This is a genomic window from Arthrobacter sp. AIWTK1 (genome assembly GCF_056680535.1).
On sequence record NZ_CM155287.1, the window covers coordinates 2,433,108 to 2,459,268 of the forward strand.

Consider the following 26,161-nt stretch of genomic DNA (forward strand, 5'->3'; position numbering starts at 1 on the left):
CACGGGTGCGTAAGATGAAGGAGCATCACCTCCAGCAACGTCCACTATGCAGACGCTGCCACCGGGGCCAGCGCCGGCGGCAGCCTTCACCTGAAGGAGCACTTGTGCCAAACTCGGGGATCGACCTGTCCAACATCGACCACACCGTGCGGCCGCAGGATGACCTGTACCAGCACATCAACGGCGCGTGGCTGAAGAGCACCACCATTCCGGATGACCGGCCCCTTGAAGGCACCTTCACGGCCTTGCGGGACGGGTCCGAGCTGGCGGTCAGGGAAATCATCGAAGAGGCCGCCGGGCGCGGCGAAGAAGCCACCGGCATCGAACAGAAGGTCGGGGACCTTTACAACAGCTTCATGGATGAAGCCACTGTCGAGGCCAAAGGCATGGAACCCATCCGGGAACGGCTCGCCTCGGTGTACGCCACGAAGTCCGCGGCGGACGTCATCGAACTGGCCGGAAGGCTCTTCCGTTCCGATGTATCCGGGCTCTTCTACATCTACCCGGCGCCTGACGCGGGAAACCCGGACCGGATCCTGCTGTACACCGGGCAAGGCGGCCTCGGCCTGCCGGATGAGTCGTATTACCGCGAAGAGAAGTTCGCTCCCATGGTGGCGGCCTACCGCGGGCACGTCGGGAACATGCTCGGCCTCGCCCGGAACCCGGACCCGGAAGGCGCCGCGGAACGCGTGGTGCGTCTGGAGACAGCTTTGGCAGCCCACCACTGGGACAACGTGGCCCTGCGGGATCCGCAAAAGACCTACAACCTGAAATCCGCCGCGGAGGCCCGGGAACTTTTCCCGCTGATGGATGCCTGGTTCGAGGCCGCCGGGATCGTGCCGGACAAGCGGCAGGAGATGGTGGTCAGCACGCCCGATTTCTTCGCCGGGGCAGCCGGCCTGCTCGAATCCGAGCCTGTGGAGGCCTGGCAGGACTGGCTGGCCATGCGCGTTGTCAGCTCAGCAGCTCCCTACCTCTCGGCAGAATTCGTGGATGCGAACTTCGCGTTCTACGGCACCACCATTAGCGGCACACCCCGTAACAAGGACCGCTGGAAGCGCGGCGTCGCCGTCGTCGAAGCAGCCCTCGGCGAAGCGGTGGGCCAGATTTACGTCTCACGGCACTTTCCCGAAACCCACAAGGCCCGCATGCAGACGCTCGTGGCCAATCTCATTGAGGCCTACCGGCAGAGCATCACCGGGCTCGCCTGGATGGGCGAGGACACCAAGCTCGAAGCCCTCAAGAAGCTTGAAGCATTCCGGGCCAAAATCGGCTACCCGGACGAGTGGATCGACTACTCCGCGGTGGAGATTGACCCCGCCGACCTCCTCGGAAACGTGGAGCGGGCCCACAATGCCGACGTCGACCGGCACCTGGACGAGGTGGGCAAGCCCGTTGACAAGAACAAGTGGCTCATGACGCCCCAGACCGTCAACGCGTATTACCACCCGCTGCTGAACGAAATCGTGTTCCCGGCGGCCATCCTGCAGGCTCCGTTCTTCACCGCGGACGCCGACGACGCCGTCAACTACGGCGGCATCGGCGCCGTTATCGGACACGAGATCGGGCACGGTTTCGATGACCAGGGCTCGCAGTTCGACGGCGGCGGCGCCCTCCGGAACTGGTGGACCGAGGATGACCGGACCGCCTTCGAGGCCCTGACGTCCAAGCTGGTGGCCCAGTTCGATGCATTGTCGCCCACCGCGGCCCCTGGCCACCACGTCAACGGCAAGCTCACCCTGGGCGAAAACATCGGCGACCTCGGCGGCCTCACCATTGCCTACAAGGCCTACCTGATCAGCCTTGACGGAGCGGAACCGCCGGTGCTGGACGGCCTGACGGGTCCGCAGCGGTTCTTCGCGTCCTGGGCTGCCGGCTGGCGGCAGGTGATCCGGAACGAGGAGGCCATACGCCGGCTTGCGACGGACCCGCACTCCCCCAACGAGTTCCGTACCAACGCCATCGCCAAGAACCTGGATGCCTTCCATGAAGCATTCGATGTGGCAGAACAGGACGGCATGTGGATGCCTGCGGCGGAACGCGTCAGCATCTGGTGACCGACACGTCCCGATGAGGAAAGCGGGGCCGGCCACAGAACGTGGCCGGCCCCGCTTTTCTCTTACTATCGACCGCTTACTATCGACCGCTGCTAGCGAACAATCAGTTCAGGGTTCGCCTGCTGGCAGACCGTGTCGCCGGCCGTCTGGTTGACAATGTCGGACGGAAGTGGCGCCGAGTCCATTTTTGTTCCGGACATGAAATCGGCGCCGAGGTAGACCTGAACTCCGCTGACGCCGGCTGCCGGGAGAACCTGCGTGGCCGGTATTTCCAGCAACGCCGCGACGTCCGCGGCCACGTCCTCGAAACCGGGTGCGTAGTAGACCGCCGTCTTCTCGACCGGCTGCGCCGCCAGCGGGGCCACCTGGGTGAAGCCGCCGGCAATAATGGCCTGGGTGATTTCCTGGGTCCGTGCCGGAACTCCCGTTCCGTTCGCCACCGTGACCGGCTGCAGCGCCTTGTTATATGCAGGCGGCGGTGTTTCGGCAGGCGTGGACGGTGAAGGGGCGGGAGCCGACTCGGTCGGTTCCGCCGTGGGACTCGGGGTGGCTGTGGGGTCGGTCAGGTCGACGTCCTTGCGCAGCGCGGCGAAAAGCTGTGACGCAGCCGGCTCAGCAACGGTGAGTCGGTTGGGATCGGTGGGCGCGGGCGTGGTGGGCACGGCCACGAACGCCACCTTGCTGATGTCGATGTTCTTGAGCCGGTTACCGATGGTCAGCAGCGACGGCACGGACGCCAGTCCATCATCCACCGTAAGGTTCCGGGTCACGACGTCGGCAATCTTGAGCATCTTCTGGGGGTCCGACAGCGTGCCGTCATCCTTGATCTTGCGGGTGAGGGATGACAGGAAGCCCTGCTGCGCCTTGATGCGGCCCAGGTCACCGCCGTCCGCGAAGGCATGCCTGGTCCGGAGGTAGGCCAGCGCCTGCTCGCCCTGCACCTGCGAGTTTCCCGCGGGGAGGCGCAGGCGGGAGTCGGGGTCGTAGACGGCGTCACTGACGCAGACTTCCACGCCGCCCACGGCGTTGGAAAGTTCCTTGACAGCGTTGAAATCCGCCATCATGAAGTGGTCGATTTCCAGTCCCGTGATTTTGTTTACGGTATCCACGGCACAGCCAATGCCGGCCTCTTTCATGGCTTCGTTGATCATCACGCCGCTTCGGGCCGGAAAAACCTGCTTGGTCTTCTGGTCCGTGCATTCGGGAATGTCCACCAGCAGGTCCCGCGGGAAGCTAATGACGCTGACACGCTTGTTGTCCGCCGAGATGTCCATCATCATCATGACGTCCGACTGGCCGTAGCCGGTGGAGTCCTCGGCCGTTCCGTAGTCGGAGTTTTTGCCATCCCGGGTGTCAGAGCCCAGGATCAGGATCTGCATCCGGTCCTTGGAGTCGTTGACGGGATCTTCGGTACGGCTGCTGCCGGCACCGAGCGGGGCTTTGCTGATGTTCATCTGCAAACGGATGACCCAGAAGGCGGCGAAAGCCACAGCGCCCACAAGAACGAGGGCCACAACAGCAGTAGTCACCTTGAACCACACCGGCTTTCCGCGCATTGCGCCGAGGTGCCGGGCAGGGCCCATGTCCTTCGTGTCCGAATGCCTGGCAGCGGCGTCGGACGCTGGCGAACCAATGCCTTGTCCGGGAGTGTCTCGGCGTCGCACCACGTGGTGTTACCTTCCTCTATAAAACGGGGTTCGGTCCATTTTAGTGGTCCTGGCTGGGAAAACGCCCGATGGGCGGGCGCAGCGGGACAGCCGGGAGCGGCCGTCCGGTCCGGCACCCGCGTCGAACCGCCAGGCAGCCGGGTGGCTCGATGCAGTCTAGAAACCGAGCTTGACCAGCTGCTTTGGATCCCGCTGCCAGTCCTTGGCCACCTTGACGTGCAGGTCCAGGTAGATCCGCGTTCCGAGCAGCGCTTCGATGCCCTTGCGGGCATTGGTGCCCACTTCCCGCAACCGGGCGCCGCCCTTGCCGATGATGATGGCCTTCTGGGAGGGCCGCTCCACGTAAAGGTTGACCCTGACGTCAAGGAACGGGCTGTCCTCGGGCCGGCCCTCGCGGGGAACGATCTCCTCAACCACAACGGCCAGGGAGTGCGGAAGCTCGTCCCGGACCCCTTCCAGGGCGGCTTCTCGAATGAGCTCCGCGACCATGACGGCTTCGGGCTCGTCCGTCAGGTGCCCGTCCGGATAGAGCGGCTGCGACGGCGGCATGTGGCTGATGAGGACATCCGCCACAGTGTTCACCTGGAACCCGTCCGTTGCCGATACCGGCACAATGTCCTTCCACCCGTCTTCGCCGAGGACTTCGCGCCCCAGCGCGGCAACGGCAAGCAACTGCTCAGTCAGTGCCTGCCGGTCCACCAGGTCGGCCTTGGTGACGATCGCGATGATGGGCTTCTTGCCGACCGCGGCCAGCTGCGCGGCTATAAAGCGGTCGCCGGGGCCGATCTTTTCGTTGGCCGGAAGGCAGAAGCCAATGGCGTCCACTTCGGAGAGGGTGTCTGCCACCAGGTCGTTGAGGCGCTTGCCCAGCAGTGTCCGCGGCCGGTGCAGGCCGGGAGTGTCGACGAGGATCAGCTGGGCGTCTTCGCGGTGGACGATGCCACGGATCGTGTGGCGCGTCGTCTGCGGCTTGGCGGAAGTGATGGCCACCTTCTTGCCCACCAGTGCGTTCGTCAGCGTGGACTTGCCGGCATTAGGCCTACCCACGAGGATCGAAAATCCGGCGCGGAAGCCGCCAAAGGCCTCGCCGCCGTCCGCTTTATTCTGCTTGCTCACGTGGAACTCCCTGTTGCGTTGTTTCGGCCTCGTCGAGTAGGTCTTCAAGGTCAGTCTGTTCTGGAAAGGCGCCCTTTGCAACGGGCGCCGCGATGATGTGGCTGACCCTGTTGCGGCGGCCTTCCAGGCGTTCTGCCCGCAGCGAGATCCCGTCCACCTCGACGGTGCTGCCGACAATGGGAACCCTGCCGAGGGCCTTGGCCAGCAGGCCGCCCACGGTGTCCACTTCGTCGTCGTCGAGTTCCACATCAAAAAGCTCACCGAGGTCGTCGATGCCCATCCGCGCACTGACGCGGTAGCTCCCGTCGCCCAGGGCCACGGCCTCCGCGCTCTCGGTGTCGTATTCGTCCACGATCTCGCCGACGATTTCCTCGATCAGGTCCTCCAGGGTGACCAGTCCGGCCGTTCCGCCGTACTCATCGATCACGATCGCCACATGGGTGGATTCCTTCTGCAGTTCGCGGAGCAGGTCGCTGACCTGCTTGGACTCCGGAACGTAGCGGACTTCGCGGGCAAGGTCGTCGACGATGGGGGGTTCTTCGTCCGGGCCCAGGCTGTGCAGCGCGGCGGCGACATCCTTGAGGTAGATGATGCCCAGGATCTGGTCCGTGTTGTCCCGGATGACGGGGATCCGCGAGTATCCCGACCGCAGGAAAAGGGACATGGCCCGGTGCAGGCTCGAGCCGGCGTCGATGCTGAGGATGTCCGTGCGGGGCACCATCACGGCCCGGACCAGGGTGTCGCCGAAGTCGAACACGGACTGGATCAGTTCGGCCTCGTTGTCCTCGATCATGTCCGACTCGGTGGCGCGGTCCACCAGTTCGCGGAACTCCTCCTCGCTGAAGGAAGCCTCATCGCCGCCGCGTGCAGCAGGTGCCACGGCGCTGCCCAGGGCGACAAGCCAGCCGGGGATGGGGCCCAGTACCCAGCACAGGAACCGGATGATCGGCGCGCTGAACCGGACGACGCCGCCCGCGTGGGCACGGCCAAGTTGCCGCGGGGAAACCCCGACGATCACGAAGCCTACGAGGGCCATGATTCCGGTGGCGGCCAACCCTGCAAGCCATACACTGTCCAACAGGCTGTGCAGAAGGACCGCCACTGCCACTGCCGAGGCCATTTCGAACCAGATCCGCCAGAACCTCAGGGAGCGCATGTGCGCCACCGGTTGGTCCAGGATGCGTTTGAGGGCCTGGCCGTTGCTTCGAAGCACTGCCTCTTCGGCGTCGTGGCGGGGCAGGAAGTTAAACGCGGACTCGGCCGCTGTCAGCAGGGCGGCGAAGCTGAGGAAAACCAGCGCCATGCCAACGAGGATCAGTGGGGTCACTGCATCGTCTCTGACGGGGCTTCTTTACCGGTGAATCCCTCAAGCAGTTCCCGCTGCAGGCCGAACATCTCTTCTTTTTCCTCGGGATCGGCGTGGTCGTATCCCAGCAGGTGCAGGATGCCGTGGGTGGTGAGCAACAGCATCTCGTCCTGGGTCGAATGACCGGCGTTGCGTGCCTGGACTTCCGCCACCTGCGGGCACACGGCAATGTCCCCGAGCATGCCCTGGGGTGTCGGCTTGTCCGGTGTGCCCGGGGTCAATTCGTCCATGGGAACGGACAGGACGTCGGTGGCACCGGGCTCATCCATGAGTTCCAGGTGCAGCTTTTCCATGGCGGTTTCGTCCACGAGGAGGATGGACAGTTCAGCCTGGGGGTGGATGTACAGGCGTTCGAAAACGAACCGCGCCAGGGCAACCAGCTGGGCTTCGTCCACCGTGACGCCGGATTCGTTGTTTACCTCGATGCTCATGCGTGCTCTCCCCGCTTCTCCCGGCTCACGGAATGCTTTACCCGGTTCCTCTGTGCCTCGTCCCAGACGCCGTACGCATTGACAATGTCTCCCACCAGCCGGTGGCGGACCACGTCCGAGGCGTCGAGCACGCTGAAGTTCACGTCCTCGATGCCCTGCAGGATCTCTTCCACGATCCGGAGCCCGGAACGCGTGCCGAAGGGCAGATCCACTTGGGTGACGTCCCCGGTGACCACCATTTTGGAGCCGAATCCCAGCCGGGTCAGGAACATCTTCATCTGCTCGGGCGTGGTGTTCTGGGCCTCGTCGAGGATGATGAACGCATCATTGAGGGTTCGGCCGCGCATGTAAGCCAGCGGAGCCACTTCAATCGTGCCGGCCGCCATCAGGCGGGGAATGGATTCAGGGTCCATCATGTCGTGCAGGGCATCGTACAGCGGACGCAGGTAGGGGTCGATCTTGTCGCTGAGCGTCCCCGGAAGGAACCCCAGCCGTTCACCGGCCTCCACCGCGGGCCTGGTAAGAATGATGCGGCTGACTTCCTTCTGCTGCAGGGCCTGGACGGCCTTCGCCATGGCGAGGAAGGTTTTGCCGGTACCGGCCGGTCCGATGCCGAAGATCACCGTGTTGGCGTCAATGGCATCGACGTAATTCTTCTGGTTCAGCGTCTTGGGCCGGATAGTCTTGCCGCGGCTGGAGAGGATGTTGTATGTCAGCACCTCGACCGGGTTTTGGAGCGACTGGCTCCGGAGCAGGGCGGCGAGCTGCTGGAGCACTGCCGGTGTAATGACGGTTCCCCGGTCAACGAGCCCGCGCACTTCGTGGAGCAACCGCATGATCCGTGGAACATCGGCGGCGGGGCCGCTGATGGCCAGTTCGTTGCCGCGTACGTGGAAGTCCACAGCCGGGAACTGTTCCTCGATGAAGCGGAGCGCCTCATCATGGCTGCCAAGGGACTGAACCATCTGTTCGGAGTTGTCAAAGATGACCACCTCCGTCCTGACACCGGGAAGACTATGGGGAAATTCACCTGTGGTGCGCTCTCCGGCGCTGAACCGGGGCCTTCCGTTTGTTGCTTCAGTCATGGTGCCGGCCTGCGGGCCTCTGGTCCCCTCCAGTTAGGAAATGTGTCTCTCAGGCCGGTCAGTTCGCCGTTGCTGCTTTAGCGTCGGGCTCCGCGCCCGGCCGAGTCCTTACATCTTACGCCAGTACGCTGTCCGGGAGCCGCGGACTGCGGGCGCCCGCCGTGCGGATGCAGCCTTTTCGTTGCAGGTTCCCGTCATTAGGTATCAACTTCGTATCGGCCGCATATCGTTCCCGTTGCAGTTCGGGCGACCGCCCGCAAACGCCGCTGGGGGCCGCGCACTCTATGTAATGCTGGAATTCGCTGGCGTTGCGCCGGCCAAAAGACGACTTCACCACCAACGGTGGAAGGGACAGGGCGGGGTACCCGGGAGCACTATGGAGATCAGGAATCCACGACGCCGGAAGGCAGCAGGAGGCGGGCGGACGCGTTCCGCCGTGCTGCTTTTTGTGCTGCCCGCCGCCATGGTGCTTTCCGGCTGCGTAGCCACTCCCCAGCCTTCCGCAACCACCGCGGACAGCACGCCTCAGTCGGTGACCGGATCCGCCACCGCCGGAGTGCCGAGCACGAGTGCACCGCTGGAAACTACACAGGCTTCCAATAAAGCTCCGGTGTATTGGATCGGCCGGAGCAACGAGAACGTCTTCCTTTACCGTGAGTTCCGGGACGTCCCCGAAGAGGAAAATCCCGTCACCAGGGCGCTGCGCTCGATGATGTCGGACAAGCCCCTCGATCCCGACTTCTTCACCCCGTGGCAGAATCCGAAGAAGCTCGCCACCTCGATCTCCGGCAAGAATGTGATCACGGTGGACGTCTCACCGGATGCCTTCAACAGCAACCTCGACGAAGACATGGCCAAGCGCGCCATCCAGCAGCTGGTGTACACCGCAACGGCCGCAGGGGCCAGTTCGGGGCTGGTGGACTCCGGCCAGCAGATCCAGGTGGTCGTCCTCGTCGACGGACACACGGATTACCTTGCTTTCAACCACGTGAAGCTGGGTGCTCCCACTCCCCGCAGTGCGGGCATGGTGGCCCCGGTCTGGATCATTGATCCACAGGAAGGCGTGGGCGTTGCGCACGGGAGCGTCAAGATCAGCGGCCGAAGCACTCTCCCCGGTGGCAAACTCCGGTGGAAGATCCTGAAAGTTGAAGGCAGCAGCGACAAGGCGGCCTACTTGAGCGGCGACGTCACCGCATCGGCCGAACCGGCACAAACCGGGCTTTTCGCGCTGAACGTGAACCTGGCCCCGGGGAACTATGAAGTGCGGGTGTCACAGATCGATCCGGGTAAACCGGACCGGGAAATGAATGTGGACACCCGCGGCTTCAAGGTCGAATAGCTCCGCCTTTAGCGTCGAATAGCAGCTACCAGCGTCCAAGGATGTCGCTGGCGAGCACGGTGGCGGCCGGCCCTGCCGTGGAGGACCTGAGCACATGGTGGCCCAGCAAGGCCGTCACGGCACCGGCTCCGCAGAGTTTGGTGACCTCCCGCGGACTGATTCCGCCCTCCGGTCCCACAATAAGGAGGATCTCGCGCGGCCCCGGCCCCGGTGTGCCGCCGTCGCCGTCGCGCCACTTCTCCAGAACGGCGCGCAGCGGTCGGACGGCATCCTCGTGGAGGATGATGGCGAGGTCCGCCGCGGAGACGGCGGACTGCAGCCCGGCACCGTCGACGGCGGCGCGGACCTCCGGAATCCATGCCCGCCGCGCCTGCTTGGCCGCCGCGGTCACCACGGACTGCCATTTGGCATGCGCCTTGGCGGCACGCTCGCCTTTCCATCGGACGATGGAGCGTTCCGACTGCCACGGAATGATGGCGTCGATGCCCAGTTCAGTCGCGGTTTCGGCAGCCAGTTCGTCGCGGTCGCCTTTGGCCAGCGCCTGGACCAGGACCAGGCGGAGGTCCGGGCGCTCCTCGGATTCCAGGGCCGAACACTCCACGGTCAGTTCACCCGGCGCGACGGCGGCGACGGTACCGGAAAGCCGCTTGCCCGCGCCGTCGGCTATGTCAACGGACTCCCCCACGGCGATCCGCTTGACGGTGACCGCGTGCCGGGCCTCGGGACCCTGCAGCACGAAGTGCGAACCGGGAACCTGCTGGTCCAGGGCTCCGGGGGTTGCAAAAAAGACCGGGTTGCTCACCGCTACAGGTTACCGAGCCTGTCCCGGAGCTTTGCGAAGACACCGCCGCTGGCGGCGAGTTTGCCCTCGGTATACTGCTCGCCGCGCAACTTGGCCAGCTGCCGCAGCAGGTCTTCCTGCGCGGCATCAAGCTTCGCCGGGGTTTCCACCTGCAGGTGGACCTTCAGGTCGCCGCGGCCGTAGCCCCGGAGGTGGGTGACGCCAAGCCCGCGCAGGGTGATGATCTCACCCGACTGGGTGCCGCCCTTGACGTCGATTTCCTGCTGCCCGTCGAAGGTGTCCAGGCTGAGCTCGGTGCCAAGGGCGGCGGCGGTCATCGGGATGTTCAGGGTGGCGTGGAGGTCGTCACCGTCACGCACGTATGTGGCGTCGTTGTTGACGCGGATCTCGACGTACAGGTCACCGGAGGGGCCTCCGGCAGGACCGGCCTCGCCCTGGCCGCCCAGCTGGATGCGGGTTCCGGTGGCTACACCGGCGGGTACCTTGACCGTCAGCGAACGGCGGCTGCGGATGCGGCCCTGGCCGTTGCACTCGTTGCAGGGATCCTTGATGACCGTTCCGAAGCCTTCGCAGGAGCCGCAGGGGGCGGCCGTCATGACCTGGCCCAGGATGGAGCGGACGGCCCGCTGGACCTGGCCGCTGCCGCCGCAGATGTCGCAGCGCTCCGGGTGGGCGCCGGGCTGGCAGCACGACCCCTCGCAGGTGGGGCATGTTACGGCGGTGTCGACCTCGAGTTTCTTGTTGACGCCGAATACGGCGTCGCGAAGGTCGATCCGGACGCTGATGAGGGCGTCCTGCCCGCGGCGGACGCGCGAGGCCGGCCCGGAGGAACCGCCGGCGCCGAAGAAGGTGTCGAAGATGTCCTGGAAGGCGAAGCCCTGTCCCGAATAGCCGGTGCCGCCGAAGCCGTTGTCCGTGCCGTTTTCGTTACCGGTGGTGTCGTAGACACGGCGCTTCTGCGGGTCGGACAGTACTTCATAGGCGTGGGTGACAGCCTTGAAGCGGTCCGAGGCGTCCTCACCGGGGTTGACGTCCGGGTGCAGGGTGCGCGCAAGCTTTCGGTAGGCCTTCTTGATCTCTTCGCCCGTCGCTTCGGGTGAGACTCCAAGAACGTCGTAGTGGCTGCTCAAAGTTCGTATCTCTTCCTGGTTGTACTGCCTGTGATGCTGCTGCCGCGTCCCGGAAGCCGGGACTCGGAGGCCTGGTTGGCTGATGACGGACCGGTCATGGTCCAAGGATCCTGGAAAGGTAGCGTGCCACGGCGCGGACCGCGGCCATGGTGGTGGGATAGTCCATCCGGGTGGGCCCGAGGACGCCCACCTTGGCGCTGGAGCCCGGGCCGTAGCCTGTGGCCACCACCGAGGCTTCCGCGAGCCCGTCGTAGGGATTCTCCCGGCCAATGCTGACGGTGACGCCGCGGGGGTCTTGCGCCATTTCACTGAGCAGGCGCAGCATGACCACCTGTTCCTCGAGTGCCTCAAGGACCGGGCCGATGCTCAGCGGGAAGTCAACGTTCGACCGCGCCAGATTGGCGGTACCGGCCATGACCATCCGCTCCTCCCGTGTGCTGCTGGCAAGGGCATCCAGTCCACGGGCCAGCGCCTGCGCGGCCTGCCGGCGCGAGGGTTCACAACCGGCGACGACGGCGGGCAGCGCCTGCGGGAGCAGGCTCAGCGGAGTCCCCGCCAAGCTCTTCAGGAACCGTGCGCGGAGGCCGGCGAGGGCCTCATCGCCGAGTTCCTGACCGACGTCGATGACCCGCTGCTCGACCTTGCCGGTGTCCGCGATCAGTACGAGAAGCACCTGCCGCGGCGCCAGCAGCACGAACTCAATGTGCCGCACCATGGCACGGCTGAGGTGCGGGTACTGCACAACGGCCACCTGGTTGGTCAGCTGCGACAGCAGCCGCACGGTGCGCTCCAGGACATCGTCCAGGTCCTCCGACCCTTCCAGGAGCGTCTGGATGGCTCGGCGTTCAGCCTGCGACAGCGGCTTGACGGCGGATATCTGGTCGACGAAAAGCCTGTAGCCCTTGTCCGTGGGGATTCGACCGGCGCTGGTGTGCGGGGCCGTGATCAGGCCCTCATCTTCCAGCGCCGCCATGTCATTGCGGATGGTGGCACTGGAGACCCCGAGATGGTGCCTTTCCACCAGGGCCTTGGAGCCCACGGGTTCGCGGGAATGGACGTAGTCCTCCACGATGGCCCGCAATACTTCAAGCTTGCGTGGCTCGCTCATTCTCCACCTCCGATCGGCTTTCCCGGGCCCGCGGCCCGGCATTGCGCCAAGCGCATGCCCCGTCACGCGTTAGCACTCGTCATGTCTAAGTGCTAACCAGTCTAATATGAGTCGCCGCGTTGTTAGCATTGGTACCGCTCCGGGCGAAACCCGGACGCGGGACGGGACAAGCAACTCCGCGAAGCCGCGGCCGTCCCGTTTCACTTTTCTCTAGCGCAAGGCTGTGTCTATCCGATGTCGTACCAGAACTGGGGCCCGCAGGACATCACTGCTCCGAAGAAATCCGAGCTGCCCGAGGTGCCGGTGGAACGAGGGATGGTGCTGGAGGACGTACAGTCCGGCTGGGTTGGCGCTGTCACCAGGGTGGAAAAGTCCGGCGGCATGCACGTTGTAGCCCTTGAGGACCGGCGCGGCAAGTCGCGCACGTTCCGTCTCGGCTTCGGGTTCCTCCTGGAGGGCCTGCCGATCCGGCTGATGCCCCCGGCGCCCCGTCCGCAGGCAGCCGCCGCCGCGTCCGCCAGGACCGCCTCCGGTTCCGTGCGTGTGGCAGGCCAGCGCGCGCAGGTGGCCAAGGCCAGCCGCATCTGGGTGGAAGGCAAGCACGACGCCGAACTCGTGGAAAAGGTCTGGGGTGACGACCTCCGGGTGGAGGGCATCGTCGTCGAACCCCTGCACGGCATTGATGATCTCGCCGCGGCGGTAGCCGCGTTCCGCCCCGGCCCGGCCCGGCGGCTTGGCGTGCTGGTGGACCACCTGGTTGCCGATTCCAAGGAGTCCCGGATCGCCGACGCCGTGATGGCCTCCCCCGGCGCCGCCGGCAACGTCCTGATTGTTGGCCACCCGTATGTGGATGTATGGCAGGCCATCAGGCCCGCCGTCCTCGGCATTGACGCGTGGCCGGTCATTCCCCGGGGCATCGACTGGAAGACCGGCATCCTGACGGCCTTCGGATGGCCGCACGAGACCAAGGAGGACATCGGCCTGGGCTGGCAGAAGCTGCTGGGAGCCGTCCGCAGTTACGCGGACCTGGAACCGTCGCTGCTGGGTCGTGTAGAAGAGGTCATCGACTTCCTCACGGTCCCGTAGGGCGGAGCGGACAACGCCGCAGGCCGAGGTACACGCCACGGAAGGCGCCTGTTGAACTCTTCGAATGCACGCCTGACCCAGTATTCTTGATACGGCGGTTGTTGCTGTTCAAGCAGCGCCCGCTTATCCGGGTACCACCGCACCACTGCAATCCGAAGGACGAGACCGTGGCAGAGAACGCACGTGAACAAAGGGACAACCAGGCCGGCCATGGCCAGCCCCAGTATCATGGCGTCCCCGCCAATGCCCTGCCGCTGACGGCCAACGAAGACCGGCAGTGGGCAACCCTCGCGCACTTCGGCGGCATCCTCGGATGCGTCCCGTCCCTTTTGATTTACCTGATTTTCAAGGACCGCGGGCCGTTCACCGCGCAGGAGTCCAAAGAAGCCCTGAATTTCACGCTGCCTCCCACGATCGCCGCGGTCATCTGCAACATCCTGGTGATGCTGCCGGTGGTCGGTAACATCTTCGCAGTGCTGGCCACGCTGATTTGGATCGCTGTGACGTGCTTCTCCGTGGCGGCCGGGATCCACGTGAACCGCGGGCAGCCACACCGCTACGACTACAACCTGCGCTGGATTAAGTAGAACCGGCCAGGCGAAGCGCGCAGCCGGTTCGGCCCGTTAGTCGGGCAGGATCCTTCTGACCACGGCGTCGGCGAGGAGCCTGCCTTTCAGAGTGAGGACGAGCCTGCCCTTGAATGCCAGCGCGGGATCCACCAGGCCGTCCGCGATCAGTCCGGCGACGGCGTGCCGCCCGGACTCTCCCAGCCCGGACACCCCGAGTCCGCTGCTCAGCCTGGCTTCAAGCATGACCCGCTCAACATTCCGCGTTTCGGCGTCGAGCGTCTCCCGGCCCGCCGCCGGAGACGCCCCGCCGGCAAGCCTCCCGGCGTATGCCGTGGGGTGCTTGACGTTCCACCAGCGGACTCCGCCGACGTGTGAGTGCGCGCCCGGGCCGATGCCCCACCAGTCATCGCCGCGCCAATAGGCCAGGTTGTGCCGGCAGGCCTGCTGGGGCGTGCGCGACCAGTTGCTGACCTCATACCAGCCAAGGCCTGCCGCGGTGATGAGTTCGTCGGCGAGTTCGTACTTGGCGGCGTGGTCGTCGTCGTCGATGCCGGGGACTTCGCCGCGGCGGATCTGGGCGGCCAGCTTGGTGCCGTCCTCCACGATCAGGGCGTAGGCGCTGATGTGGTCCGGGCCGTAGGAGAGGGCCGTCTCGAGCGAGTACCGCCAGTCCGCCAGCGACTCCCCCGGCGTTCCATAGATCAGGTCCAGGCTGACGGCGAGTCCGGCGTCCCTGGCCCACTGCACCACTTGCGGCACCCGGCTGGGGGTGTGCGTACGGTCAAGGACCTTCAGGACGTGCGGCACGGCCGACTGCATCCCGAAGGAAACACGGGTAAAGCCGGCATCCGCGAGCAGCTGCAGCGACTCGGGCGTGACGGAATCGGGGTTGGCTTCGGTGGTGACCTCGGCGCCCGGCTCCAGGCCCCATTCCGCTACTGCCGCGGTGAGGATGCGGGCAAGGTCCTCCGCGGGCAGCAGCGTTGGCGTGCCGCCGCCGAAGAAGACCGTACCCAGCCGGCGCGGGGGCAGTCCGCTGCCTTGCAGCACCTTCGCGGCAAACTCCATCTCGGCAATGGCAGTCGAGGCGTAGGCGTCCTGGGACGCGCCGCCACCGAGTTCGGTGGCGGTGTACGTGTTGAAGTCGCAATAACCGCAGCGGACGGCGCAGAAGGGAATGTGGACGTACAGTCCGAATCCCCGCTGCGCAGCGCCGTCAGCGGCCTGCGCGGGCAGCAGGCCGTCCGACGGCGCGGGGTCACCCAGGGGCAGGACGCTAGGCATGGGTGCGGCCTCCGGAGGTTCCGGCCACGGTCATCACTACTTCTTGGCCTTGTCCTTGGATTCGTCCGTGGTGAGCGCTGCGATGAAGGCTTCCTGCGGCACTTCCACGCGGCCCACCATCTTCATGCGCTTCTTGCCTTCCTTCTGCTTTTCCAGCAGTTTGCGCTTACGGGTGATGTCACCGCCGTAGCACTTGGCGAGGACGTCCTTGCGGATGGCACGGATGCTTTCCCGGGCGATGATGCGGGAGCCGATCGCAGCCTGGATCGGCACCTCGAACTGCTGGCGGGGAATGAGCTCGCGCAGCTTGCCCGTCATCATCACACCGTAGGCATAGGCCTTGTCCCGGTGGGTGATGGCGCTGAAGGCGTCCACCTGTTCGCCCTGGAGCATGATGTCCACCTTGACGAGGTCGGCAACCTGGTCGCCGTCGGCTTTCCAGTCCAGCGAGCCGTAGCCGCGGGTCTTGGACTTGAGGATGTCGAAGAAATCGAAGACGATCTCGGCCAGCGGGAGGCGGTAGCGGATTTCCACCCGGTCCTCGGACAGGTAGTCCATGCCGCCCATCACGCCGCGCCGGCTCTGGCACAGCTCCATGATGGCCCCGACAAACTCGTTCGGCGCCAGGATGGTGGCGGACACCATCGGCTCGCGGACTTCGGCGATTTTGCCGGTGGGGTACTCGCTGGGGTTGGTCACATGGACAACGCGCTTGTCCTCCAGGGTCACTTCGTATTCCACGTTGGGGGCTGTGGAAATCAGGTCCAGCTTGTACTCGCGTTCGAGCCGCTCCCGGGTGATTTCCAGGTGCAGCAGGCCCAGGAAGCCAACACGGAAGCCGAAGCCGAGCGCGGCCGAAGTTTCCGGCTGGTACACGAGCGCGGCGTCGTTGAGCATCAGCTTCTCCAGCGCATCGCGGAGCACCGGGTAGTCTGTGCCGTCCAGCGGGTAGAGGCCGGAGAAGACCATGGGTTTGGCGTCCGCATAACCCGGGAGGGATTCGGAGGCAGGCTTGGCCAGGTTGGTGACGGTGTCGCCCACCTTGGACAGGCGGACGTCCTTCACACCGGTAATGAGGTAGCCCACTTCGCCCACGCCCAGGCCCTTGGAGGGGGTGGGTTCCGGGGAACTGACGCCGATCTCAAGGAGCTCATGCGTGGCGCGGGTGGACATCATCTGGATGCGTTCGCGGGGGTGCAGCATGCCGTCCACCACCCGCACGTACGTGACCACGCCACGGTAGGTGTCGTAGACCGAGTCGAAGATCATGGCGCGGGCGGGAGCATCCGGGTCACCCACGGGGGCAGGCAGGTCGCGGACAATCTTGTCCAGCAGGACTTCGACGCCCATGCCGGTCTTGCCGGAGACACGCAGAACCTCGTCGGGGTCGCCGCCGATCAGGTTGGCGAGCTCCTCGGCGTACTTTTCGGGCTGGGCCGCCGGGAGGTCGATCTTGTTGAGGACCGGGATGATGGTGAGGTTGTTCTCCATCGCCAGGTACAGGTTGGCGAGGGTCTGCGCCTCGATGCCCTGGGCCGCGTCCACGAGGAGCACTGCACCTTCGCAGGCGGCCAGCGAACGGGAAACCTCATAGGTGAAGTCAACGTGCCCGGGGGTGTCGATCATGTTCAGCGCGTAGCTGGTGCCGTCAACTTCCCACGGCATGCGGACAGCCTGGGACTTGATGGTGATGCCGCGCTCACGTTCGATATCCATGCGGTCCAGATACTGGGCCTTCATGTCGCGGGACTGAACGACGCCGGTGTACTGCAACATGCGGTCGGCCAGAGTGGATTTACCGTGGTCAATGTGCGCAATGATGCAGAAGTTCCGGATGATGGCCGGATCTGTTGCGGCGGGCACCGGGGCGGTGCGGGCCATGGGAGACACGCAGGGTCCTTACTGTTGGCATTTCCGCGGCTGTGCTCAGGACGGCCGGAGCCGTCGCGGGACCTGCCGCACGTGAACTTATAGTGTCCCACGTCCTGCCGCCACTCGGTGCATTGTTTGCGCACCCGGACGGCGCGGCCGCCAAACGTCCGCCCCGGGCAGTCGAAGTATCGTTGCAGGATGGCATTTAACCTCCGCTCACTCGGCCGGGCTGTCCGCACCGCATTCCGTCTTCTGGAAGGGCGCCCCGGCACGGATCAACCGGCCCGCCCGGCGCCGTCCCGTTCCAAGCCCGCCCGCCCCAAGCCCGCCCGCTCGACGCCGCCGGCCACCGCCGCAGGGGGCATCGGTGGAAAATATCCGGGCGACTTCAAGGGTGCGACGACTATCAAGTACGCACCCTCCCCCAACGGCAAGCCGGAACCGGGCGAAGTTGTGTGGACCTGGGTCCCCTATGAGGAGGACCATTCGCAGGGCAAGGACCGGCCCGTGCTCCTGATCGGCAGCCGCGGGCAGTACCTGCTGGGGCTTATGCTCACCAGCAAGGACCACGACCAGGACCGGGACCGCCGGAACGACGATAGCTATGTGGACATCGGCACAGGCAGCTGGGACCGCCAGCGGCGCCCAAGTGAGGCCAAACTGGACCGCATCATCCAGATCAGCCCGGCGGACATCCGCAGGGAGGGCGCCGTCCTGGACCGGAAGCGCTTTGACAGCGTCGCTTCGGCACTCCGCGAACTTCACGGCTGGAGTTGACGAAGGACCGGCACAACCACAACGCAACGCCGCCTCAGCGGGGAGGCGGCAGCATTGCAGGGCGTCTGCTATTATTGACAGCTGTGTGTCCGTGCAGGTCGACGGCCACTGATGGTTGGCCGCCATAGGTATCCCCACGCCGCTCAGTCAATGGCCAATCTGAAAGCCCTCTAGACCATTTCCGCATTAAAAAAGAGAGTTCACACGTGGCTAATATCAAGTCCCAGAAGAAGCGCATCCTCACCAACGAGAAGGCTCGCCTGCGTAACAACGCAGTCAAGTCCGAGCTGAAGACGGCCATCCGCGCCGTCAACACCGCCGTTGAGTCCACCGACAAGGATGCTGCTGCTGCTGCGCTGGTTGCTGCAAGCCGTAAGCTGGATAAGGCTGTCAGCAAGGGCGTTCTTCACAAGAACAACGCTGCAAACCGCAAGTCGGCGATCTCCAAGAAGGTCAACGCACTCTAAGGTTTTCCAGTTCACCTGAACTGATGATCGTGGCCGGCACCCCCTGCGGGGTGCCGGCCACATCCAGTTAACGGACTATCGGCGGCGGCAGACCGGCGGCGGCTGCCGGCCGCCTGGCCCCTGCCCCGGACCGAACGCCGGCCTGCCGGGACTCAGTTGCGGCGGACCGACGTAGCGATGACGGTCACCGCATGCTCCACCGCGTAGACCGGATCCCGGGAGAGGCCTTTGACCTGGGCGTCCGCCTCGGCAGTCACCTGGATGGAGCGGACCAGGCCTTCAGGCGTCCAGCGCCGGACGTCCCGCTGCGCCTGTTCCACCAGCCAGGGCTGCATGCCAAGCTGGCGCGCTATCTGGGCCGAGGATCCCTGTGCACCGGCAACCTTGGCCACAGTGCGGAGTTTTGCGGCCAGTGCAGCGACGAGCGGGACGGGGTCAGCACCCGTTGCGAGGGCGTGGCGGAGAGTGGAGAGTGCCAGCGGACCGTTGCCGGCCAACGCGGCGTCGGCAACCTTGAACGCTGTTGCCTCGATCCGCCCCCCGTAGTACCGGTCCACCATGTCCGCATCAACAGCCGTGGCAGCGTCCGCGATGAGCTGGCTGCAGGCGGCAGCAAGTTCCGACAGGTTGGCTCCCACCGCATTGACCAGCGCATGGACGGCTTCGGGCTCGATGCGCCGCGAGGCAGCCTTGAATTCAGCTGCGACGAATGCCGATTTGTCCGCATCCTTCTTGAGCGGCTGGCAATCGACCACCGGCCAGCCGGCGGACTTGATGGCATCGAGCAGCTTCTTTCCCCGGACGCCTCCACCGTGGCGGACCACGAGGACGGCGTCGGGTTCAGGGTCCGCCAGATACTTGAGGGCGTCAGCGAGGAACGCGTCGTTCATTGCCTCGGCGGACTCCACCTCGATCAGCTTGGATTCCCCGAAGAGCGAAGGACTGACGTTCATGGCGAGGGCCCCGGGTTCATAGCTGCCTGCGTTGAGCCTGGTGATCTCGACATCCGGCTGGGCTGCGCGGACCTGGGCCCTGATGCGGTCCATGGCGCGGATGCCGAGGTATTCTTCGGGCCCGCCGATCAGCACGATGCGGGCCGGGGTCACATCGCGCCAGGTGGCGGTCGCTGACGTCGCCGGCTTGGATCGTGCTTTTTGCGCAGCGGCCACTCTTGGTTCCTCCCGGACATCGGATTAGTACTCCTAAGACTCCCACGGCCCGGGCGCTCATCCAAGCCAGTGAATCGCGGGCACAGTTCCAGCAGATCGATGGTTTTTCGATGCGCCGCCAGGACCAGCGCCCACACGGCCCGCGGGTGCAGCACAAGCCACAGCGCAAGCACGGTGCAGGCCGACAGTGCCACCATGGTGAAGGCGCCGAACGGCCCTTCCGGCCACGGCAGGGCAGCGCCGGGCAGGCCGGCGAAGAACCTGGCAACGGCCGCCACTCCGGCCGAGCAGCCGCCCGCAACCGCCATCGGAGCCACTGCTGCCCATGGGGCCAGCGGCACCACGGGGACGGCGGCCGTGCCGAGGATGGTCACCGGTGCCACGAGGGGGGCCGCCACCATGTTCGCGAGCAGGGCGTAGGTCGAAAACTGTGGTTGCAGCAGGACGATCACCGGGCCGCAGAAGAGCTGGGCCGAGAGCGGAACGGCAAGGCCGGCAGCCAGCCACCGTGGCACTACCGGCGGCAGCCATTCCATGATCGGGGCGCCGGCCACGACGATGCCGAGGGTTGCCAGCACGGACAACAGGAAGCTGAAGCTGGTCCCGAGTGCCGGATCGGCCATGAGAAGCCCGACCACAGCAAGGCAAAGGAAGCTCAGGCCGCGTCCGGCCCGTCCGCCGGACAGGGACACCAGCCCGATCGCCCCCATGAGTGCTGCCCTGAGGACGCTGGCGTCGGGTCCCACCATCAGGACGAACAGGCACAGGCCCGCGACTGCGGCCGCAGCGGCAGGAGCCCGGGGCAGGCGGAAACTCCGGGCGGCGAGCAGCAGCGCCCCCAGGATGAGGCTGCAGTTTGCCCCGCTGACTGCGGTCAGGTGGGTCATGCCGACAGTCTTCATGGCGCTTTCCAGCTGGTCATCCAGGTGGCTGGTGTCACCCGTCACCATTCCCGGCAGGAGACCGCGGGCATCGCCGCCAATCCATTCGGCAGCATCTGCAAACCCGCTGCGCAGGGCGCCGGGGCCCTCCTGCCATGTCGAGGGACCGACCGTCGTCGCGGGGCCCGTGGTGGCGGAGAGGGTGCCCGCCTGCGTTTGGCCCCCATCGGCCGGCTTCAGTTTTCCCGTCGTCCGGATCCGCTCTCCGGGCACCACGTGCTGCCAGTCGGCACCGCCCACAATCAACAAGCGGGCGTCCCCCTTGATGAGGCCGCCGTTGGCAGTAATCGCGAAGGCGGTGGCCTGGACTGCCCAACGGTCCGACCCGGCGCGGCCGGGAACCTTCAGCTGGCGCGGCGCACCAGTGATTTCCGCTTCGACCACCACAGCGGAACGGGCCGTGACGGCATCCGCAACCGGCCCGTCATGCTTCTGGGATGCGGCGATGGCAGAGTGGGAGGCAATGGCTGCCGACAGCACCGCGGAAATGGCGAGCGTGGTCAGGAAACTGCGGGGTGCCCGCCCGGCCCCAGGGCTCCGGAAGCGGCGACGGCGTATCGCCACGAACAGCACCACGGCAGCAAGGAGCAATCCCGCCACCAAGCCACCGAGCGCGGGCAACGGCATCCAGACACCGGCAACGGCTGCCGCCCAGGCGAGGAGGGCAGGAGCCGTCAGGCGCAGGTCGGTCCGGCGCCGGGGCCTGTCACCGGTCGAGGACGCAGCGGGTTGCCGGGCAGCGTGGGCCCGGCCCTCGGGGGCAGGAAGGAGTCGGGCTGCCAGCAGTTCACGGACGCCCGATGCGGTTCGCGGCAGGATGCCCCGGATGCCGGCGGCGCGGACGTCCGATGCGGCACGAGGGGCCGTCGCTGAGTCCCCGGGAGCGAGGGTCGGCGATCGTTGGGCCACATCCGTTTCGCCCCGGACAGCTGCGTCGACGAATCGATGCCAGGGACTCGGACTGCCCATCTCAGGACACCCGCACGAGTGGCAGCAGTGTTTCCAGCATCTTGGGGCCGACGCCGTCCACGGCGTCGAGTTCCTCAACCGTGCTGAACCGGCCGTGTTCCTTGCGCCAGTCGACGATCCGCTGGGCAAGTACCGGACCTACCCGGGGCAAGGCGCCCAGTTCCTCCGCGGACGCCGAATTCAGATCGATTTTCGCGGCGCCTGCTCCCGTGTGGCCGGTTCCTGCTTCACCAGCTCCCGCGGGGCCGGATCCGGATTCGCCGGCCCCGGTCCCGGAGGCATCCAGCGGTTCGCCGATCTGCGGAACGTGGAGCTTCTGGCCGTCGGCCAGGACGGCGGCCAGGTTCAGCCGGTCCAGATCCGCCGCCGGCGTACTGCCTCCGGCGGCCGCAATGGCTTCGTGGACCCGGCTGCCTTCCGGCAGTTCCACGACGCCCGCCCTGTTGACGGCTCCCGCTACATGGACCACGATTTTCGCACCCGCGGCGTCATCCGGCGGCTTGTCCGCTGACGGGCCGCCGGACTCCGCCGGCGGCTCCGCGCCCTGTTCTCCCCCGGGCTGCCCGCGCGCCTCCGGGCTGCTGACCTCGCTGAGCGGCACCACGTGCGGACGATTGGCTGCAACGTCCCACCAGAACCAGCCGCCCAGCAGGAGACTGAGCAGTCCCAGCAGCACGGCAACGCGGAGCCCCGTGCGCCACCGGACTTTCGCGGGTCCCGGCGTCCCGCCGCCGGCAGGGCCGTCAACCACGTGCGGTTCCGGCCGCGGGCCGCCGTCGTACGTAAAAGTTCCTTGGCCGGGAACATCGGCACCGTGCTGCAGCAGCCCCGGAAACCCTGCGTCCCCGGTTCCGTGACCATCGCTCCCGTCACCCTCATCGTCGCGCCCAAGGGAGGCCGTGAGGCGCCGCCGCGCACGGCTGGCCGCGGCAGGGGCTCCCGCTTCCGCGTTCCGGCGTGACATACCCATCACGCTAGGCAAGTGCGCGCAGGACGGACAGCACCAATGGCTGTATGTGGAAACTGCGGCCAGCGGGTGTTCCGGCGACGACGCCGGGCGGGACGGCTACTTCTGGTAGGTGATGTAAGCCTCGTATTGGACCCGCCAGGCCTCGGGTGCCTTCGGATCGGGAACCGTCGTCGTCAGGAACTGGACGCTGGTCACCTGGCCCTTGAGGTACTTCAGCCAGTTGGTGACTTCTTCGGATACGTCCTTGTCGAGCTGGGCAACGTGGTGCACTTGCATTGTCATGGGAGCCTCCTTGCTTGGTGGGGAGACTGTACTACCGGCGCCGCTATTGGGCCAGAGGGGGATCGTTCTGCGGGGTACTGCTCTCCCCCACGATCACCGCCAGGACCCCCAGTCCCGCGTGGGCAGCCAGCACGGCCGGCAGCGAACTGATTTGCGCCGGGGGCACGTCCGGAAGCGCGGCGGCCAGCCGGTGCGCAAGCTCCGCTGCCTCACCGGGGTTGCCAAAATGGTGGACGGCCAGCCTGGCCTGGCCGGCGGGCCGCGCTGCTGCATCGGCAACGACGATTTCCTCGAGCCGTGCCACGGCCCTCGCCGCGGACCTGACCTTCTCCAGCGGGACGATCTTCCCGTCGTCCACGGCAAGGATCGGCTTGATGGCAAACATCGTTCCCCACAGCGACGCCGCCGCCCCGATCCGGCCGCCGCGGCGCAGCTGTTCCAGGCTGGGTACATAGAAATAGACTTTGGTACGGGCCATGCGTTCTTCGGCAAAGGCGCGCACTTCGGCTGCCGGGCGGCCGTCCGCGGCAGCTACCACGGCGCTTTGCACGCCCATTCCCAGCGCCATGCCGACGGTTTTCGAATCGACCACTTCCACCGGGATGCCTACGCGGGATGCGGCGAGCCTGGCGGAGTCGGCAGTGCCGGACAGTGCCCCGGAGATATGCACGGAGACCACTGCCTCGAAGCCGCGGTGCAGCGCGGCGGAATACGCCTGTTCGAACTGGCCCGGGGATGGCCGCGACGTCTTGACCGGCGTTCCGCTGGCCAGCGCCACCGCGATCGTGTCCGTGATGTCGTCTTCGCCTTCGCCGTAAATCTCCGCCCCCACCATCACCGGCATGGGCACCACCGTCAGCCGCCCGTCGGCGGCGAAGTCCCTGACCCAGTCCGCAGGCAGCGCGGCAGCGGAATCGGTCACCACCGCGGTGCGCACGACGGCGGCAGGAACCACTGCTTCCGGCGCAGCCCCCGGCCTGGAAACCTGCCGCAGGCGGACAAGCCGTTCCTTTAGCCACGGCCATCCGGCCGGCTCCCGGTCGTTCACGGCGTCCCCCTGCTGCTGCGGTCAAACATCATGGCCGGCCGCCGGCGATACCGGCTGCCGGTGTCCCGGCTAGGCCGGGACGATGTTGACCAGTTTAGGGGCACGCACGATGACCGTGCGGATACCCCGCCCGTCGAGGGCGCGCTGGACGTTCTCCGACGCCAGGGCCAGTTCACGCAGTTCGTCCTCGCCAATGCCCGGGGAGACCTCCAGCCGGTCGCGGACTTTGCCCTGCACCTGGACCACGGCGGTCACGGTTTCCTGCACCAGGAGTGCTTCGTCATGCGCGGGCCAGCCGGCGTTCGCCACCGAGGCGGGATGCCCCAGCACGTTCCACATGTCCTCGGCCGTGTACGGCGCAAAGAGGCTCAAGATGACCGCAACGGCTTCCGCCGCTTCGCGGACTGCGGGATCCGCCCCGCCTGCACCCGAGTCGATGGTCTTGCGGGTCGCGTTGACCAGCTCCATCAGTTTGGCCACCACCACGTTGAACTTATTGCTGTCCAGCAGGGTGGCGGCGTCGGCAATGGTGCGGTGCGTGACGGAGCGCAGCGCCCGGTCGCCCTGCGCGGCGTCCGCGCCGGGCACGCTGGTGACGTCCTGCGCCAGGCGCCAGGCCCGGGCCAGGAACTTTGCAGAGCCCGACGGCGAAACATCCGCCCAGTCGACGTCGTCCTCCGGCGGCGAGGCGAAGATCATCGTCAGGCGCACGGCGTCCACGCCGTACTTGTCCAGCTGCTCGCCGAGGTCGACACCGTTACCCAGGGACTTGCTCATGGCTTTGCCCCCGTTGAGGACCTGGCCCTGGTTCAGCAGCGCACTGAACGGCTCGTCGGCGTCGATCATGCCGAGGTCGTGGATGACCTTGGTGAAGAACCGCGCGTACAGCAGGTGCAGGATGGCATGTTCCACGCCGCCCACGTACTGGCCGACGGGCATCCAGTCGTTGATCTTCTCGGGGTCGAACGGACCCTCGGTGTACTGCGGGGATACGAACCGCAGGAAGTACCAGGACGAGTCAACGAACGTGTCCATGGTGTCGGTGTCGCGTTTGGCAGGACCGTGGCAGTTGGGGCACTCAACGTTGACCCAGGCTTCGGCGGCGGCGAGCGGCGATGTGCCCTTCGGGGACAGGTCTTCGCCGCGCAGGTCGGCCGGCAGGGTGACGGGCAGCTGATCGTCGGGAACAGGAACCTCGCCGCAGGCAGGGCAGTGGATGATCGGGATGGGCGTGCCCCAGAAGCGCTGGCGGCTGAGCAGCCAGTCACGCAGGCGGAAGTTGACGAACTTTTCACCGGTGCCCTGCTTCTCCAGCATGTCGATCGCGGCCGGAATGGCCTCGGTCTTGGGCAGGCCGTCCAGGACGCCGGAGTTGATCAGGGTGCCTTCTCCTGCAGTCGCCGTGCCGGTCACGGCGGGGTCGTCCTCCCCCGTGTCCAGTACGGCGCGGACGGGCAGGTCGAAGGTCCTGGCAAAGTCGAGGTCGCGCTGGTCGTGGGCCGGGACCGCCATGATGGCGCCCGTTCCGTAGTCCGCCAGCACGTAGTCCGCAGCCCAGACCGGCAGCTTTTCGCCGTTCAGGGGGTTAACGGCGTACCGGCCGGTGAACACGCCGGTCTTCTCCCGCTCGGTGGACTGGCGTTCGATTTCGGAGAGTGCCTTGACCTGTTCGCGGTAGGCGTCCAGGGCAGCGGCGTGCTCGTCCGTGACCAGCTCCACTGCCAGCGGCGCATCTGCTGCCACCACGAAGAAGGTGGCACCGTACAGGGTGTCGGGGCGCGTGGTGAAGACGGTGACATCCTTGGCGGGCTTGTCGCCGGCGGCCTCGATCACGAAGTTGACGTGGGCCCCTTCGGACCGGCCGATCCAGTTCTTCTGCATGGCCAGGACGCGTTCGGGCCAGTGGCCGCGCAGTTCGTCCATGTCGTCCAGCAGGCGGTCGGCGTAGTCGGTGATCTTGAAGTACCACTGGTTCAGGGACTTCTTGGTCACCGCGGTGCCGCATCGTTCGCAGGCACCGTTGACCACCTGTTCATTGGCCAGCACCGTCTGGTCCTTGGGGCACCAGTTGACCGGGGAATCCTTCCGGTACGCCAGGCCGCGCTCGTAGAAGCGCTTGAAGAGCCACTGCGTCCAGCGGTAGTACTCCGGGTCAGAGGTGTGCAGGCGGCGTGACCAGTCAGCCGAGATCGCGTAGCGCTTGAAGGACGCCGCCTGGGTGTCGATGTTGGCGTAGGTCCACTCGCTGGGGTGCGCGTTGCGCTTGATGGCGGCGTTCTCGGCGGGCAGGCCGAAGGAGTCCCAGCCGATCGGGTGCAGGACGTCAAAGCCCTTCTGGCGCAGGTAGCGCGCGACGACGTCTCCCATGGCGAACGCTTCGGCGTGGCCCATGTGCAGGTCGCCTGAGGGGTAGGGGAACATGTCGAGGACGTAGCGGCGCTCGCGCGAGCCGTCGTCGACGGGGGTGAACACCTTGAGGTCTTCCCACACCTGCGGCCACTTGGCCTCCATCGCGGCGAAGCTGTAGGTGCCCTCCTCGGGACCTTCCGTTGCGACTGCTGCTGTTCCGGTCTCTGTCTCCGGCTGAACGCTCACTGCTGCCCTCTTCTGTTCTGTACCGCTTTTC

22 protein-coding genes are annotated in these 26,161 nt (G+C 66.2%); 6 read left to right on the top strand and 16 right to left on the bottom strand.

Going from position 1 to position 26,161, the window contains the following annotated elements; translation table 11 throughout:
• Window positions 1-104 precede the first annotated feature (104 nt).
• Window positions 105-2,057, top strand: coding sequence for a M13 family metallopeptidase (locus tag AC1MDG_RS11120; RefSeq protein WP_479803929.1), 1,953 nt, complete (start codon window positions 105-107; stop codon window positions 2,055-2,057).
• 92 nt (window positions 2,058-2,149) lie between these two features.
• Here AC1MDG_RS11120 and AC1MDG_RS11125 read toward each other — a convergent pair whose 3' ends face one another.
• The 5 genes from AC1MDG_RS11125 to AC1MDG_RS11145 form a co-directional block, all read right to left on the bottom strand.
• Window positions 2,150-3,724, bottom strand: coding sequence for an LCP family protein (locus AC1MDG_RS11125; RefSeq protein ID WP_200891004.1), 1,575 nt, complete (start codon window positions 3,722-3,724; stop codon window positions 2,150-2,152).
• Between the two features lie 156 nt (window positions 3,725-3,880).
• Entirely contained in the window at window positions 3,881-4,840 is a 960-nt protein-coding gene (era, locus tag AC1MDG_RS11130; RefSeq protein WP_043481724.1) for a GTPase Era, read from the bottom strand.
• Window positions 4,824-6,167, bottom strand: a complete 1,344-nt coding sequence (locus tag AC1MDG_RS11135; protein WP_043481727.1) for a hemolysin family protein — start codon at window positions 6,165-6,167, stop codon at window positions 4,824-4,826. Before AC1MDG_RS11135 ends, era begins: the two co-directional genes overlap by 17 nt.
• The gene (gene ybeY, locus AC1MDG_RS11140) at window positions 6,164-6,637 is read right to left on the bottom strand and encodes an rRNA maturation RNase YbeY (RefSeq protein ID WP_043481730.1); all 474 of its coding nucleotides are present in this window, start codon (window positions 6,635-6,637) and stop codon (window positions 6,164-6,166) included. The genes AC1MDG_RS11135 and ybeY overlap by 4 nt, the downstream gene beginning before the upstream one ends.
• Window positions 6,634-7,722 (bottom strand): PhoH family protein, encoded by a 1,089-nt coding sequence (locus AC1MDG_RS11145; protein ID WP_043481732.1) that lies wholly within the window; start codon window positions 7,720-7,722, stop codon window positions 6,634-6,636. Before AC1MDG_RS11145 ends, ybeY begins: the two co-directional genes overlap by 4 nt.
• A gap of 376 nt (window positions 7,723-8,098) precedes the next feature.
• Here AC1MDG_RS11145 and AC1MDG_RS11150 point away from each other — a divergent pair, with 376 nt between their 5' ends.
• Window positions 8,099-9,061, top strand: a complete 963-nt coding sequence (locus AC1MDG_RS11150; RefSeq protein WP_479803930.1) for a GerMN domain-containing protein — start codon at window positions 8,099-8,101, stop codon at window positions 9,059-9,061.
• Window positions 9,062-9,086: 25 nt separating this feature from the next.
• On the opposite strand, the gene AC1MDG_RS11155 is transcribed toward AC1MDG_RS11150, so the two are convergent.
• From AC1MDG_RS11155 to hrcA, 3 genes are all read right to left on the bottom strand, one after another.
• The gene (locus AC1MDG_RS11155) at window positions 9,087-9,863 is read right to left on the bottom strand and encodes a 16S rRNA (uracil(1498)-N(3))-methyltransferase (protein WP_479803931.1); all 777 of its coding nucleotides are present in this window, start codon (window positions 9,861-9,863) and stop codon (window positions 9,087-9,089) included.
• A gap of 2 nt (window positions 9,864-9,865) precedes the next feature.
• Complete coding sequence (gene dnaJ, locus AC1MDG_RS11160; protein WP_479803932.1) at window positions 9,866-10,993, bottom strand: molecular chaperone DnaJ; 1,128 nt, start codon at window positions 10,991-10,993, stop codon at window positions 9,866-9,868.
• A 94-nt stretch (window positions 10,994-11,087) separates the two neighbouring features.
• Complete coding sequence (gene hrcA, locus AC1MDG_RS11165; RefSeq protein WP_043481740.1) at window positions 11,088-12,101, bottom strand: heat-inducible transcriptional repressor HrcA; 1,014 nt, start codon at window positions 12,099-12,101, stop codon at window positions 11,088-11,090.
• A 234-nt stretch (window positions 12,102-12,335) separates the two neighbouring features.
• Here hrcA and AC1MDG_RS11170 point away from each other — a divergent pair, with 234 nt between their 5' ends.
• Both AC1MDG_RS11170 and AC1MDG_RS11175 read left to right on the top strand, forming a co-directional pair.
• Window positions 12,336-13,187, top strand: a complete 852-nt coding sequence (locus AC1MDG_RS11170) for a DUF3097 family protein (RefSeq protein ID WP_043481742.1) — start codon at window positions 12,336-12,338, stop codon at window positions 13,185-13,187.
• 167 nt (window positions 13,188-13,354) lie between these two features.
• Window positions 13,355-13,774 carry a DUF4870 domain-containing protein gene (locus tag AC1MDG_RS11175; protein WP_043481744.1) on the top strand — a complete coding sequence of 140 codons (420 nt, stop codon included), beginning with the start codon at window positions 13,355-13,357 and terminating at the stop codon, window positions 13,772-13,774.
• Window positions 13,775-13,810: 36 nt separating this feature from the next.
• On the opposite strand, the gene hemW is transcribed toward AC1MDG_RS11175, so the two are convergent.
• Window positions 13,811-15,040, bottom strand: a complete 1,230-nt coding sequence (hemW, locus tag AC1MDG_RS11180) for a radical SAM family heme chaperone HemW (protein ID WP_479803933.1) — start codon at window positions 15,038-15,040, stop codon at window positions 13,811-13,813.
• Between the two features lie 36 nt (window positions 15,041-15,076).
• The gene (gene lepA, locus AC1MDG_RS11185; protein ID WP_200891005.1) at window positions 15,077-16,930 is read right to left on the bottom strand and encodes a translation elongation factor 4; all 1,854 of its coding nucleotides are present in this window, start codon (window positions 16,928-16,930) and stop codon (window positions 15,077-15,079) included.
• 180 nt (window positions 16,931-17,110) lie between these two features.
• Here lepA and AC1MDG_RS11190 point away from each other — a divergent pair, with 180 nt between their 5' ends.
• Together AC1MDG_RS11190 and rpsT are read left to right on the top strand one after the other, a co-directional pair.
• A complete protein-coding gene (locus tag AC1MDG_RS11190; protein ID WP_479803934.1) occupies window positions 17,111-17,689 on the top strand; it encodes a type II toxin-antitoxin system PemK/MazF family toxin in 579 nt (192 codons plus the stop codon).
• A gap of 206 nt (window positions 17,690-17,895) precedes the next feature.
• Complete coding sequence (gene rpsT / locus AC1MDG_RS11195; protein WP_011692086.1) at window positions 17,896-18,156, top strand: 30S ribosomal protein S20; 261 nt, start codon at window positions 17,896-17,898, stop codon at window positions 18,154-18,156.
• Window positions 18,157-18,308: 152 nt separating this feature from the next.
• Here rpsT and holA read toward each other — a convergent pair whose 3' ends face one another.
• The 6 genes from holA to leuS all read right to left on the bottom strand — a co-directional run bounded on the left by holA (window position 18,309) and on the right by leuS (window position 26,130).
• Entirely contained in the window at window positions 18,309-19,325 is a 1,017-nt protein-coding gene (holA, locus tag AC1MDG_RS11200) for a DNA polymerase III subunit delta (RefSeq protein WP_479803935.1), read from the bottom strand.
• On the bottom strand, window positions 19,259-21,235 hold the full coding sequence (locus tag AC1MDG_RS11205) for a ComEC/Rec2 family competence protein (protein WP_479803936.1): 1,977 nt from the start codon (window positions 21,233-21,235) through the stop codon (window positions 19,259-19,261). Before AC1MDG_RS11205 ends, holA begins: the two co-directional genes overlap by 67 nt.
• A gap of 1 nt (window position 21,236) precedes the next feature.
• On the bottom strand, window positions 21,237-22,199 hold the full coding sequence (locus tag AC1MDG_RS11210) for a ComEA family DNA-binding protein (RefSeq protein ID WP_479803937.1): 963 nt from the start codon (window positions 22,197-22,199) through the stop codon (window positions 21,237-21,239).
• 102 nt (window positions 22,200-22,301) lie between these two features.
• Window positions 22,302-22,487 carry a hypothetical protein gene (locus tag AC1MDG_RS11215; RefSeq protein ID WP_043481757.1) on the bottom strand — a complete coding sequence of 62 codons (186 nt, stop codon included), beginning with the start codon at window positions 22,485-22,487 and terminating at the stop codon, window positions 22,302-22,304.
• A gap of 43 nt (window positions 22,488-22,530) precedes the next feature.
• A complete protein-coding gene (locus AC1MDG_RS11220) occupies window positions 22,531-23,535 on the bottom strand; it encodes a DegV family protein (RefSeq protein ID WP_479803938.1) in 1,005 nt (334 codons plus the stop codon).
• Window positions 23,536-23,604: 69 nt separating this feature from the next.
• Window positions 23,605-26,130 carry a leucine--tRNA ligase gene (gene leuS / locus AC1MDG_RS11225; RefSeq protein ID WP_479803939.1) on the bottom strand — a complete coding sequence of 842 codons (2,526 nt, stop codon included), beginning with the start codon at window positions 26,128-26,130 and terminating at the stop codon, window positions 23,605-23,607.
• Window positions 26,131-26,161: the final 31 nt, after the last annotated feature.